Annotated in this window: 11 protein-coding genes; 4 read left to right on the top strand and 7 right to left on the bottom strand. The window is 47.1% G+C overall.

Annotation, left to right across the window (positions count from 1 at the left end):
• Positions 1-54: 54 nt before the first annotated feature.
• The 4 genes from KUA48_RS04765 to lysS all read right to left on the bottom strand — a co-directional run bounded on the left by KUA48_RS04765 (position 55) and on the right by lysS (position 5,068).
• Complete coding sequence (locus KUA48_RS04765) at positions 55-780, bottom strand: HAD family phosphatase (RefSeq protein WP_217755476.1); 726 nt, start codon at positions 778-780, stop codon at positions 55-57.
• A gap of 84 nt (positions 781-864) precedes the next feature.
• The gene (locus KUA48_RS04760) at positions 865-2,220 is read right to left on the bottom strand and encodes a glucose-6-phosphate isomerase (RefSeq protein WP_118255544.1); all 1,356 of its coding nucleotides are present in this window, start codon (positions 2,218-2,220) and stop codon (positions 865-867) included.
• A gap of 83 nt (positions 2,221-2,303) precedes the next feature.
• Positions 2,304-3,302, bottom strand: coding sequence for an NAD(P)H-dependent glycerol-3-phosphate dehydrogenase (locus KUA48_RS04755; protein WP_118255543.1), 999 nt, complete (start codon positions 3,300-3,302; stop codon positions 2,304-2,306).
• 35 nt (positions 3,303-3,337) lie between these two features.
• The gene (lysS, locus tag KUA48_RS04750; RefSeq protein WP_118255542.1) at positions 3,338-5,068 is read right to left on the bottom strand and encodes a lysine--tRNA ligase; all 1,731 of its coding nucleotides are present in this window, start codon (positions 5,066-5,068) and stop codon (positions 3,338-3,340) included.
• A 272-nt stretch (positions 5,069-5,340) separates the two neighbouring features.
• On the opposite strand from lysS, the gene KUA48_RS04745 reads away from it, so the two are divergent.
• The 4 genes from KUA48_RS04745 (at position 5,341) to menB (ending at position 9,779) form a co-directional block, all read left to right on the top strand.
• Positions 5,341-5,787 (top strand): PaaI family thioesterase, encoded by a 447-nt coding sequence (locus tag KUA48_RS04745; RefSeq protein WP_118255541.1) that lies wholly within the window; start codon positions 5,341-5,343, stop codon positions 5,785-5,787.
• Positions 5,784-6,962 (top strand): chorismate-binding protein, encoded by a 1,179-nt coding sequence (locus KUA48_RS04740; RefSeq protein ID WP_153072721.1) that lies wholly within the window; start codon positions 5,784-5,786, stop codon positions 6,960-6,962. The genes KUA48_RS04745 and KUA48_RS04740 overlap by 4 nt, the downstream gene beginning before the upstream one ends.
• A gap of 108 nt (positions 6,963-7,070) precedes the next feature.
• Positions 7,071-8,879, top strand: coding sequence for a 2-succinyl-5-enolpyruvyl-6-hydroxy-3-cyclohexene-1-carboxylic-acid synthase (menD, locus tag KUA48_RS04735; protein WP_218433442.1), 1,809 nt, complete (start codon positions 7,071-7,073; stop codon positions 8,877-8,879).
• Between the two features lie 78 nt (positions 8,880-8,957).
• Positions 8,958-9,779, top strand: coding sequence for a 1,4-dihydroxy-2-naphthoyl-CoA synthase (menB, locus tag KUA48_RS04730; RefSeq protein WP_022121706.1), 822 nt, complete (start codon positions 8,958-8,960; stop codon positions 9,777-9,779).
• 75 nt (positions 9,780-9,854) lie between these two features.
• Here the strand turns inward: menB and queF are convergent, their stop codons facing one another.
• The 3 genes from queF to KUA48_RS04715 form a co-directional block, all read right to left on the bottom strand.
• A complete protein-coding gene (gene queF, locus KUA48_RS04725) occupies positions 9,855-10,310 on the bottom strand; it encodes a preQ(1) synthase (RefSeq protein WP_006847219.1) in 456 nt (151 codons plus the stop codon).
• Between the two features lie 40 nt (positions 10,311-10,350).
• A complete protein-coding gene (locus KUA48_RS04720; protein ID WP_118151086.1) occupies positions 10,351-11,043 on the bottom strand; it encodes a queuosine precursor transporter in 693 nt (230 codons plus the stop codon).
• 338 nt (positions 11,044-11,381) lie between these two features.
• The gene (locus tag KUA48_RS04715) at positions 11,382-13,628 is read right to left on the bottom strand and encodes an inorganic phosphate transporter (RefSeq protein WP_153072723.1); all 2,247 of its coding nucleotides are present in this window, start codon (positions 13,626-13,628) and stop codon (positions 11,382-11,384) included.
• Positions 13,629-13,680: the final 52 nt, after the last annotated feature.

Here is a 13,680-nt window from a genome sequence, read left to right as displayed (position 1 = left end):
TTTTTAATGATGTCTTTTTATTGAATAAATCAGAATATCTGTGGGTGAACCGGATTAAGCCTTAGCAACCAGGTTTTCAAAGTCATCACAGAATTCAGTCATCTGGTGATAGAGTAGATTGCAACCCTTATTGGATAATTCTTCATCTGGTAGCGGACCGCTGTTAATTGCTACCGTAAAAATGTTGGCTGCCACGCCGGCACGGACGCCCAAAGGAGCATTCTCTACCACGATGCCTTCCCAGGGTTTCAGGTTTCCTGCCTTCTGTAATCCCATGAGATATGGGGCAGGATTTGGTTTGCCGCGCTTTACATCATAGGCGGTTACGATATGTGCTTCATCCAGAAAATCGCCGAAGTCGTTGAGCAGTCGCATGATGAGCGGGCGCTGTCCGCTTCCTGTTACCACTCCTACCTGCATGCCGGCATCTTTAACCTTCTGCATGATTTCCTTTACGCCAGGAAATATTTCGGCAGTAGGCATCGAGTGGAATATTTCGGTCTTCACATCATACATCTTCTGTGCTTCGTCCAGCGTGATGTCGATGCCCTTCTGCTTCTTCACCATCATCTGGATGGTGTCAATGCCTCGGGCTCCTTCGGTGGCATAAGCATCGGCTGCAGTCATGTGGATATCAAACTGTTTCATCGATTCCTGCCATGCCACAGCATGATTTGGCATACTGTTGTACAGCACGCCGTCCATATCAAAAAGCACGGCTTTAGGGTTGAATTCCCCAAAACCGTGTTCTTTCATATATTTAAAAATAATTTCCTTCATCAATTATTTAATGTTTTGTGTTTAATGTTTAGTGTTTAATGCTTTGCATGGCGTATGCCTCAACTAAACATTAAACACTACACATTATTCATTCTTCAAGCGCTCCTGGATAGCTTTGCTCTCTGCCTCATAACCTGGCTTGTTGAGCAATGCGAACATATTCTTCTTGTATGCCTCAACACCAGGCTGGTTGAATGGGTTCACCTCTTCCAAGAGACCGCTGATACCGCAAGCCTTCTCGAAGAAGTAGATCAGCTGACCGAGGTAGTAAGCGTTCAACTCTGGTACGTTAACCAGGATGTTAGGAACACCACCGTCAACGTGAGCCAGACGTGTACCGAGCTCTGCCATCTTATTCACCTCGTCAACACGCTTGCCCTCGAGGAAGTTCAAACCGTCGAGGTTCTCATCATCGTGAGGGAAGAGCAACTTCTCGTTAGGAGTCTCTACGCTGATAACAGTCTCGAAGATAGAGCGCTCGCCCTGCTGAATCCACTGGCCCATAGAGTGAAGGTCGGTAGTGAAGTCGCAAGCTGCTGGGAAGATACCCTTCTGGTCCTTACCCTCGCTCTCACCATAGAGCTGCTTCCACCACTCAGCGAAGTAGTGAAGTTTAGGCTGGAAGTTGCATACAATCTCAATCTTCTTGCCTGCCTGAGTATAGAGAGCCTGACGTGTAGCTGCATAGATAGCTGCAGGATTCTCCTCGAAAGCTACGTCCTTGCCGCAAGCCTTCTCCATGTCAGCCGCACCAGCTACGAGCTGCTTTACATCGAAACCTGCTACTGCGATAGGCAACAAACCTACTGGGGTCAAAACAGAGAAGCGGCCACCTACATTATCAGGGATGATGAAGCTCTTGTAACCTTCCTTGTCAGCACAAGTACGTGCTGCACCCTTCTTGGCGTCGGTTACAGCTACGATAACATCCTTAGCCTCTTCTTTACCGCGCTGATCCTCGCATTGCTTCTTTAAAAGACGGAAAGCGAGAGCAGTCTCAGTAGTGGTACCAGACTTAGAGATATTGATGACACCAAACTTCTTGTCCTTCAAGAAAGAAGTCAACTCGAAGAGGTAGTCCTCACCGATATTGTTACCTGCGAAGAGGATAGTAGGGTTCTTCTTGTCGTTTACGAGCCAAGCGAAAGAGTTGCCGAGGCCTTCGATAACGGCGCGTGCACCGAGGTAGCTACCACCGATACCTGCTACAACAACTACCTCACACTTTTCGCGCAAAGTATTGGCAACAGCCTGAATCTCATTGAGGAACTCAGGAGTGATAGAAGATGGCAAATGCAACCATCCCAAGAAATCGTTACCTTCACAAGTGCCGTTCTCAAGAGCTTCCTGAGCGGCCTTAACCTTAGGCTCGTAAGCCTTTACTGCATCTTCTGCAAGGAATGATGCAGCCTTTGTAATGTTTAAGCTGATACTTTTCATTTTTCTTTTAATATCTAAATGAATGTGTTAATGTTACTACTTGAAGACAAACTCTTCTGCCGAAATCGAAGGATAGGATGTGTCTATCTGAACGAGTCGGTCAAGAGCTTGATTTCGATTTGCGGACTGATGCGCTCGTACAATATATTATATACAGCATCGAGAATCGGCATGTTGACGTGCATGTGGCGATTGATTTCCTTCATACACTTGGTGCCGAAATATCCTTCTGCAATCATCTCCATCTCTATCTGCGCACTCTTCACGCTGTAGCCCTTGCCTATCATGGTTCCGAAGGTGCGGTTGCGGGAAAAGTTGCTGTAACCTGTTACAAGCAAGTCGCCCAGATAAACTGAGTCGTACATGCTTCGGTCGATAGGGTGGACGGCTGTCAGGAAGCGGTGCATCTCCTGAACGGCATTTGACATGAGTACCGCCTGGAAGTTGTCACCATACTTCAGACCGCCACAGATACCTGCTGCGATGGCGTATACGTTCTTCAGAACCGAAGAATATTCGATACCGATGACATCGCTCGAAGTCTTGGTCTTGATGAATTCACTCGCCAGACAATCGTTGGCGAAGGCATGCGCCTTTTCGGTATCGCTACAGCCCACGGTGAGATAGCTCAGTCGCTCCAGTGCCACTTCCTCGGCATGAGAAGGACCTCCGATGCAGGCGAGGTTCTCGTAAGGCACATCGTAAACCTGATGGAAATACTCTGAGCAAACGAGGTTTTCATCAGGCACAATACCTTTGATGGCTGTGATGATGAACTTGTCGCTTAGTCGCGTCTTGAGTTTTTTGAGATGATTCTTCAGATAAGGCGACGGGGTGACGAACACGAGGGTATCGTAATTCTGCACTATCTTGTTGATGTCGGAAGAGAAGAAAATCTCATCTACATTGAATCGTGCCGACATCAGATAGGCAGGGTTGTGCCCCATGCGCTTGAAGTCCTCGATGCGGTCATCGCGACGCATATACCAGCCTATGTGATGAGTATGACCCACCACAATCTTGGCTATTGCCGTAGCCCAGCTACCGCCGCCAATTATCGCTATTTTACCGCAGTTGAACACTTCGAATGAATTTATAATTAATTATGCATTATCAATTAAGCATTTGCTGCATTAATCCAGCCCTGGATATTGTCAACAGAAGGCTTCTCGTAGCCGAGCTTGTACTTCTTGTTGATTTCTCCAATCTTCTGCTGCAAGCCTTGTGCTTTTTCTTCACGGATATCAGAGATGAGGTTGAAGCCTGCCTTGCGGAGCACGTATGCCCAATTCTCTGGCACGCCAATCTCTGCCCATTCCTTGATGGTGCTCTGTGGCATCTTCTTCTCTGGCTTCATCTGTGGGAAGAACAATACCTCTTGGATGAAGGTCTTGCCTGTCATCAACATGACCAAGCGGTCGATACCGATACCGATACCTGATGTTGGAGGCATACCGTACTGGAGGGAACGGAGGAAGTCCTGATCGATAATCATTGCCTCGTCATCACCCTTGTCAGCAAGCTTCATCTGGTCGATGAAACGCTCTTCCTGGTCAATTGGGTCGTTGAGCTCAGAGTATGCATTGGCAAGCTCCTTACCGTTTACCATCAACTCGAAACGCTCGGTCAAGCCTGGCTTAGAACGGTGCATCTTGGTCAATGGAGACATCTCTACAGGATAGTCGGTGATGAAGGTCGGCTGGAGGAAGGTTCCCTCGCAGAACTCACCGAAGAGCTCGTCAATCAACTTACCCTTACCCATGGTCTCATCTACATCCATGCCCTTCTCCTTGCAGAATGCGCGGATCTCTTCCTCGGTCTTGCCGTTGCAGTCGAAACCGGTCTTTTCCTTGATGGCATCGAGGATAGGCAGACGGCGATATGGAGCCTTGAAGCTGATGATGTTGCCATCAATCTCGCGCTCTGGCTTGCCGTTTACTGCGATACAAATCGTTTCGAGCAACTTCTCTGTGAAAGCCATCATCCAGTTGTAGTCCTTGTACTGAACATAAAGCTCCATACAGGTAAACTCAGGGTTGTGGTTGCGGTCCATACCCTCGTTGCGGAAGTTCTTGCCGATTTCATAAACACCCTCGAAACCACCTACAATGAGGCGCTTCAGATAGAGCTCGGTAGCGATACGCATGTACATATCCTGATCGAGCGCATTGAAGTGGGTGATGAATGGGCGGGCAGAAGCACCACCGGCAATGCTCTGCAGGGTAGGAGTCTCTACCTCAGTATAACCTGCGTTGTCGAGTACGCTGCGGAGTGTGCGGAGTACGGTAGCACGCTGCAGGAAAGTATCCTTTACGCCATCATTAACGATGAGGTCAACGTAGCGCTGGCGGTAACGCAACTCTGGATCATCGAACTTGTCGTAAGCCACGCCATCCTTATACTTCACGATAGGGAGTGGCTTCAAGCTCTTAGAGAGCAGGCACAGTTCCTTGGCGTGAACAGAAATCTCGCCAGTCTGTGTGCGGAATACGAAACCCTTTACACCGATGAAGTCACCGATATCGAGGAGTTTCTTGAAAACAGTATTATAAAGGTCCTTGTTCTCGTCTGGACAAATCTCGTCGCGGGCGATATAAACCTGGATTCTTCCCTTTGAGTCCTGCAACTCAGCGAAGCTAGCTTTACCCATTACGCGGCGACCCATCATACGTCCGGCGATAACTACCTGGCGTGGCTCGTCCTCGTCCTTGAATTCAGCTTTGATATCTGTGCTGAATGCATTGGTTGGAAACTCTGCTGCTGGGTATGGGTCGATACCCATCTCGCGCAATGTCTGAAGACTCTGTCTGCGAACGATTTCCTGTTCGCTTAGCTCTAAAATGTTCATATTCTATTCAGATATATCTTTTATTTTCTTATTTTTGGTGCAAAAATACAAAATAAATCTGAACTATATGCCGTTTTTTATGTTTTTTATTATTAAAGAAAGGAAAAGGTATGTAAAGTTTGCCCTTCATCAAATAAAAAGTGCGATAAATTTTGTTTTCTCTAAAGAAAGTCTTACCTTTGCGTTGAGTTTATCAGAAACATACTTTGGAGCGAAGAGAAAACGAATAGCTCTGAATCAATAACAAAATACGAAAAATAGGAGATAATAAGATGAACATAGATGAATTAGTAAAAAGAATCAGCAAGACTGATGGATTATCCAAGACGCTCGGAATGCATTTCATTTCTACCCCTGAGCCTGATACGCTTCAGGCAACGATGAAGGTAGATGAGCGTAATCGCCAACCTTTCGGTTTCTTGAGTGGAGGTGCTTCTCTGGCTCTTGCCGAGAATGTGGCGGGTATTGGTTCCCTGGCGCTCTGTCCGGGACAGATTGCCGTGGGCATCAACGTGAGCGGTACTCATGTCCAGGCGGTCAGCGAGGGCGATACGGTTACTGCCTTTGCCAAGATTGTGCACAAGGGCAGAACCTTGCATACCTGGCAGGTGGATATCAAGAATACGGCTGGTGAGGTAATCTGTACCGTACAGGTAACCAACTATGTGTTCACCCCAAAGAAAGATAATCAGAAAAAGGGGGCAGAAACAAAGGTATGATAGCTTTTGCGTATTATCGTCTGCCTTATCTGCACCATGCTATCTATGTGGCTCAGCATGAGGGCGAACCTGAGGTACTCTCTTCTGTGGCAGAACTGAATGGCAAGGAAGGTTTCGTGATAGCTCCTTTCGCGCCATCCAGCGAATGTCCCGTGGTGTTGATGCATCCGGATGAAAGCAAACTGATTTCTGCCGAGGGGGCTGAAAATGCATCGCGATGCGGCACTTCCTACGTCGTGACGCTGCAGGATTTACGTCGTGACGTAGCAGAATCTACGTCGGGACGTAATTTTGAAGCCTATACAAGGGAGTTTGAATGCTTTCACCGGCAGCTCTCTGAAGGTAAATTCAGCAAGATTGTTCTGGCAAGAAAACTGCGTATTCAGAGCAATCGGCAGCCTTTAGAATCAGTCCATACTTCAGCAGCGCAAGATGCCGGCAAGACTTCAGATGTGCAGAATACAGCCAATGCTTCAGTTGTGCAGGATGCAGACTCTTTAAAGGCTCTGTTTCTGAAGACCTGCCGGATGTATCCCCGTCTTTTTGTAGCCTTGGTTTATACACCCCAATCGGGTTTATGGCTGATGGCTACACCTGAAATTCTGCTCAAAGGTGAACAGAATCAGATGGCAACCATGTCGCTGGCAGGCACCCAAAAGGCTGAACCTTCCAAGACCATAGCCGATTATCCGGTAGAAGGGATAGAATGGTCGGAGAAGAACAGAGAGGAACAGCAGTATGTAACCGATTATATCGAGGATTGTATCAAGGCCTTTTCGGATGAATATCAGAAGAAGGGACCTTATACCACGATGGCTGCCAATCTCTATCATCTCCGTACCGACATCGCTTTCCGTCTGCATGATACGGGGCGTTTGGGCGATGTGCTCGATGCCTTATATCCTACGCCTGCCGTCTGCGGAATACCGAAGGATGAAGCTCGCCGGTTTATCTTGCAGCATGAACATCAGTCGCGCAAATACTACAGTGGTTTTGTGGGACCGATTTCGCCGAAAGGAAAGACGCATCTCTATGTTTCCCTGCGCTGCATGAACATCCTGGATGATGGTTCCTGCGAACTCTATGCCGGAGGCGGATTGCTGAAGGAAAGCGAGATGGAGAAGGAGTGGAAGGAAACTGAAGCTAAGATGCAGACCATCCTGTCGGTCCTGTAAAGGTCTTGCAGAGAAAATGATAGGGATTCATTCTGATTTTATAATGCTAAAAGACAAAGGCTCTTCAAGAATCTGAAAACATAAAAATAACCTGAAAAATAAGGTGAAATGTATAGCAATAAAGAAAACGTCAATATTTTGACAAGTTTACTGGTAGCGCATGGTGTTCGCCATGCTGTGGTGTGTCCGGGCAGCAGAGATGCAGCCATAGTTCATAATCTCAATGAGTGTGAAGACATCACTTGCTATCCTGTAACCGACGAACGTAGCGCCGGCTTCCAAGCTCTTGGACTTTCTATGGCTGAAGGTTATCAGCCTGTTGTAGTGTGTGTGACTTCGGGTTCTGCATTGCTCAATCTTTATCCGGCAGTAGCTGAGGCTTATTATCAGCAAATCCCGCTCATAGTGATTTCTGCCGACAGACCGGCACAGTGGATCAACCAGCTGGATGGTCAGACGCTTCCTCAGCCTGATGCTTTGGGGCAGATGGTAAGAAAATCGGTATCTCTGCCAGAAGTGTTCGCAGGTGAGCAGCAGGAAGAGATGCATTGGTATTGCAACCGGCTGGTCAACGAAGCGCTGTTAAAAAGCATGGGGCGGGTAAAGGGACCTGTACACATCAATGTACCTATCTCTGAGCCTTTCTATTCGTTTACGAAAGAAATTTTGCCCGTAGAGCGCAAGATAGAGGTTGCTTACTGCAGGGCAAATATTGACACATTTGATGGGACCCCTTTTGAATGTGTGTTAAAAGCCAAACGTCCATTGGTGGTAATAGGCCAGTTGGACAATACCGAAAAATATGTAGACTTGTTGGCTTATATTGACCGGATGCCTATATTATGGGAATCTCTGGCAATGCCACCTTATCTATATAAGGTTCAGGAAGAACTGGGAGAAGATTGGAATAAGACCACCTTGTATGGCGCTTTCGAGAATTTGCTGGATGAAATAAAGGATGATGAAAGATTCCGTCCTGACCTGGTGGTTTATATTGGTGGGCATATTGTAAGCAAGAAGCTGAAATCTTATCTGCGTTCGCTTAAAGGAGTTGAGCAGATAAGAATCTCGCAAGAGGCTGATATCGAAGATACGTTCATGCATCTTACTAAAGTGATGGATTTGCCAAACAGTGATGCTATGTCATGGTTGGATAATTTTGGCTGGCACAACCAGTGGGAGGATTATCGCAAATTGTGGATGGATGCGTTGGCTAAAAGCTATGAACGCAAAGAGAACTTCAAGCCTGAGTTCAGCAGTCTGGCTACCGTAAAGGAATTCTTCAGCCAGCTTCAGAAGGTTGAGCCTCAGGATTTCAAAGCGTTCACCTTAGGCGGTAAAGATGCTCAGGACGATGGTATCTATGACCGCAAATTCGATACATTCCTTCCTGGTCTGATGAGCAGCGTCATCTCCGGCAACAGTTCTGCCATCCGGTTGATGAATCTGTATGCCGACCGCCATGTTTACTGCAATCGTGGAGTGAACGGCATAGAAGGTTCTCTTTCTACGGCTGTAGGTTTCTCTATGTGCAAGAACAAGTCTGATAAGCATGTATACTGCGTTCTCGGCGACCTGAGTTTCTTTTATGACCAGAATGCGCTCTGGAATAGAAATCTGAACGGCAAGCTCCGTATCATCGTGCTCAATAATGGTGGCGGTGCCATCTTTGGCAAGTTCCAGGGGTTAAAGGAGAGTCAGGCTCGTGAAGAAATGATAATGGCAAAGCATCATGCAACGGCTGAAGGAATCTGTAGTCAGAATGAGGTAAAATATCTCGCAGCTCATACGATGGAAGAGATGGAACAGGGCATCAGCCAATTGATTCATGCCGAGAGCGAGCGCCCGATGCTCCTGGAGGTTTTCACCGATATGGATGTAGATAACGAGATGCTGGAAGCTATCCAGAAGTGCTGATAGAGGACCTGTAAGGAACTTGCCTGATAGTTCTTTCAAAAGAATAAGATAAATAGTAATCATAAAGTTCAAAGTAAAATGAGAGAATGGAAAAAGATAGAAGGTTTTGATTTCAAGGAAATCATCTTCGAGGAGTATAATCATATCGCTAAGATTACCATCAACCGTGAGCGCTACCGTAATGCCTTCACGCCGTTGACCACTTGGGAGATGGCACAGGCATTCAACTATTGCCGCGACTGTTTGGATATCCGTGTGGTCATTCTGACGGGTGCCGGCGATAAAGCGTTCTGTGCAGGAGGTGACATGCATGTGAAGGGCCGAGGCGGTTATGTAGGTAATGACGGTGTACCTCGTCTGAATGTGCTCGATGTACAGATGCAGATTCGCCGTCTGCCAAAGCCGGTCATCGCTATGGTGAATGGTTATGCCATCGGTGGCGGACATGTGCTTCATGTGATGTGCGACCTGACCATCGCTTCAGAGAATGCCATCTTTGGACAGACTGGTCCTAAGGTAGGAAGCTTCGATGCCGGTTTCGGTTCTTCTTATCTGGCAAGAATGGTGGGTCAGAAGAAGGCTCGCGAAATTTGGTTCCTCTGCAAGCAGTATTCTGCCAAGGAGGCTGAAGAGATGGGAATGGTGAACAAGGTGGTGCCTCTCGAAAAGTTGGAAGATACCTGTGTAGAGTGGGCTGAAATCATGATGGAGCGTTCGCCTCTGGCACTCCGTATGATCAAGGCTGGCTTGAATGCCGAACTGGATGGTCAGGCTGGTATTCAGGAGTTGGCTGGCGATGCCACGATGCTCTATTATACGATGGATGAGGCTCAGGAAGGTGGCAAGGCGTTCCTTGAGAAGCGCAAGCCTCGCTTCGAGGATTATCCTCAGTTCCCATAATTTCATCAGCAATAAACAATAAAAAACCTCGGAAGAAAAGCAATCTGCCAATCTTCCGAGGTTTCTTGTTTTTTTTTATTCGTGAGTAGCGAATCTCTGCTCTGCCAGTTTCTCGTATTTGGTGCCTGGCTTGCCATAGTTGGCATACGGCCAGATGCTGATGCCGCCACGAGGAGTAAAGATGCCTGTTACCTCTATATATTTAGGGTCCATCAGTTTGATGAGATCCTTCATGATGATGTTTACGCAGTCTTCATGGAAATCGCCATGGTTGCGGAAACTGAAGAGATAAAGTTTCAGACTCTTGCTCTCTACCATCTTTACGTCAGGAATATAGCTGATGCGAATCTCTGCGAAATCTGGCTGTCCCGTAATAGGGCAGAGCGATGTAAACTCAGGGCAGTTGAAACGTACCCAGTAATCGTTGCCAGGATGCTTGTTCACGAAAGTTTCGAGCACCTCTGGCGCATAATCCATTCTATATGTAGTCTTGGCACCTAATGCCTGAAGACCGTCTTCTTTTCTATCCACGCTTGGTAATGTTTTAATGTTTGATATTTACTGATGTCTTTTAGCCGAGGCTGAAGATCTTGAATACATTGTAGGAGATGTTATTGTCGTATGCATCTTCACCTTCATGCTTCTTCACGTATTTCACTACACGGATGGTCAGAGGCAGTACCACAATCTCGTAGGCAGTCTTCAGTATCACCTGCCAGAGCATGAGCCAAGGCAATTCTGATGCAGGCACCACACCGCCCAGGGCAAGTGGGAAGAAGATAAGACTGTCGCAACTCTCACCTGCAATGGTACTGAGGATGGCACGGGCAGAGAAATGCTTGCCGCCATCGCGGATTTTCATCACGCTCATTACATAAGCATTGGCAAACGAACCGATGATGAAGGCTACGAAAGAGGCTGCTGCAATGCGGGGTGCCAGACCGAAGATGGCATGAAAACCGGCATCGTTGGTCCAATAAGGCGCTGCTGGAATTACATCGCAGATAGCACCCAGTGCCACAAAGAAGAAGTTCATCGCAAAGCCGGTCCAGATCAACAGACGCGCTTTCTGATAGCCCCATACTTCACATATCACATCGTTGATAATGTAGCTTACAGGGAATACGATGAGTCCACCGGTAAGGGAAATTGGCCCGAAGGCGATTTGCTTTGTTTCGAGTACGTTTGCTGCAATCAGGCAAACGCAGAAGAGGATGCTGAAAAGCATAAACAGCACGCTCACTTGAGTTTTTTTCTTGTCCATTTTCTTGTTTTTTACGAGGTTTACCAAGCACTCGGGTTATTGAATATGATGATTCTTTTCAGAAATCGGCTGCAAAATTACAACATTTCTTCTTAATAGCCAAATATTTGGGCAAAAAAATGGCTCCAAATACTAATCACTAGCACTTGGAGCCCTTATCTAACTAAAAACCTAAAACTTTTTTCTAAAAACTAAACCTAACAATCTTAACCTATGAGAAACTAACCTTTTCAGATTATATTGTGATAGCGAAATAACACTCTTGTTATCCGCTGTCATCTGTCAACAAGCAACAGATATACCAAAAAGTAGTTTCATGACAAGATGTCAGAGAAAATTTACTTTTCCATAAACTTCTTTGCAGCTCTTAACTGATGCCTCATCACACTCAGGAATTCCTGACTCTCCTGCAGTACGTTGAGATAAACCAGAGAAATCTGCATCAGCGTATTGTCTGTCATGTGCTGGATGCGGTCGATATGCTTCTTGCGGAGAACTGAAAGCTCGTCTTTGCAGGCATCTGCCTCGGCAAGTATCTCGCGATAGCTGTCATATCTGCCAGTTTCAATCAGTTCGCAGCTCATGCGCATCAGGTCGTTGATCTTCTGGCGTACAGGAGCAAACTCCTTGATGTATTCAGCAGGAAGCGGATTGAAGTTGTTGTCAACATGTTCCTTGATTGGGTCGAGCATACGGCGCAGAGAGTAGATAAACTGCTGGTTGCTGTTGGCACCCAGATGGAACCAGGTGTTGCGCTCGATGGCAATCTCGATAGGCGATTTCTTCAAACCGAGCATCTCCTGACGGCGGAACTTCTTTAGCATATCCTGTTCCTTCTTCAGATCCTTGTTGGCATGACGAAGGTTGCGGGTATTCTCGTTAGCAAGACCATCCATAATCTGGTTGAACTCGTTCAGGGCGAAGTGGCAGACGTAAGACTGGGTGCGTGAAACCTGACGGCGAAGCAAATCCCATACAATCTCTGGGTCGCGGGAACGCATCATCAGCTGGAAGGTACTACTCTTGCCCTCTTCCTTAGCCTTCTTGTTATACTTGATGTTGCTGCGGATGAGCAGGTAGATAACCAAGCCCATGAAGCAAGCCTGGATGCCCACACCACCGAAGTGCATGATGATACAAACAATGGCGCAGGCTGCGAAAGCTACACCGGCTGTGATGAACCAACCACCGATTACACTCAATACACCTGTTACACGGAATACGGCACTTTCACGGCTCCATGCTCTATCAGCAAGTGAAGAACCCATAGCTACCATGAAGGTAACGTAGGTGGTAGAGAGAGGCAACTTCAGGTTGGTACCGATGGTGATCAGCATAGAAGCAAGTACCAGGTTTACGGCTGCACGAACCACGTCGAAAGCAGCACTCTCCTCGAGTTCAACATCATTCTTGTCGAAACGGCTGTTGATCCAGTTCATCAGCGCCTTTGGCATAAACTGCTTCAACCAAGAATCTGTAGCCTGGCAGTTGCGTACAATCACGCGGGCTGCAGAAGAACTGCCGAACATCTCATCGCCCTCGTCCTGACGGCTCAAGTCAACAGAAGTCTTGATTACGTTCTGTGCTTTCTTGGATGTCGCCATGGCGATAATCATCACGGCACCGGCAGCAAGCAGGAAGCCTGGAGTAGTCTTGGCACTCTCCATCAATGAAGTCATCATAAACTGGTCTGGCGCTGCACCGTTGGCATTTGCCATATAGTCCTGATAAGAAGAGAGACCAGCCAGAGGTACACCGATGAAGTTTACCAGGTCATTACCAGCGAAAGCCATAGCCAGGGCGAAAGTACCCATCAGTACCGTAAACTTAAAGATGTTGACACGGCAGAGGTGCAGGAATTCCATTACAACAGCAGATACCACGAAGGTGATGCAGATGAGGAAACCGAGATTCTGGTCGATGTAATCGCGCACCTCAGCAGGCAGGTAAGGACTCTTGCCCAAACCCTTCATGAAGATGAAGTAAGAGAGGGCTGTAAAGGCGATACCGCCGAAGATAGCGATGCTGTAGCGGCTGTGCTTGCGGTAGTTGAAGGTGAAAATGATACGGGAAAGCCACATCACAAAGGCACCAAACACGAAGGCGATGATGACAGATGAGAAGATACCCATAATTACCTCCAACGCCTTGTTGCTATTGAGCAATACGCCATAGTTGAGGCTGTCATCGCCATACATCTTCAATGTAGCGAGGATGAAAGCACCACCCAGCAACTCGAATACCAGAGAGACGGTAGTAGAGGTCGGCATACCTAAGGTGTTGAACACATCCAGGATGATGACATCAGTCACCATGACCGCCAGGAAGAGCGTCATTACCTCTTCGAATGTAAAGTGGTCAGGACTCATGATACCATGGCGGGCGATATCCATCATTCCCGATGACATGATGGCTCCGAGAACTACACCGCAGGATGCGATAATCAGCACCGTGCGAAACTTAGCCACCTTAGCTCCGATGGCAGATTGCAGGAAGTTGACAGCATCGTTGCTGACTCCTACGAAGAGATCGAACACTGCTAAACAGAGCAGGAAGATCACAATACATAAATAAATTGTACCCATTATTATCTTAATGTTTATTGTTATTATTTACTTTGTGGGGGATATTTCTTTC

It is taken from the genome of Segatella copri, from assembly GCF_019249795.2.
GTDB lineage: Bacteria > Bacteroidota > Bacteroidia > Bacteroidales > Bacteroidaceae > Prevotella > Prevotella copri_B.
Note: the sequence above shows the minus strand (reverse complement) of the source record. Positions and strands in the feature narration are given on the sequence as shown.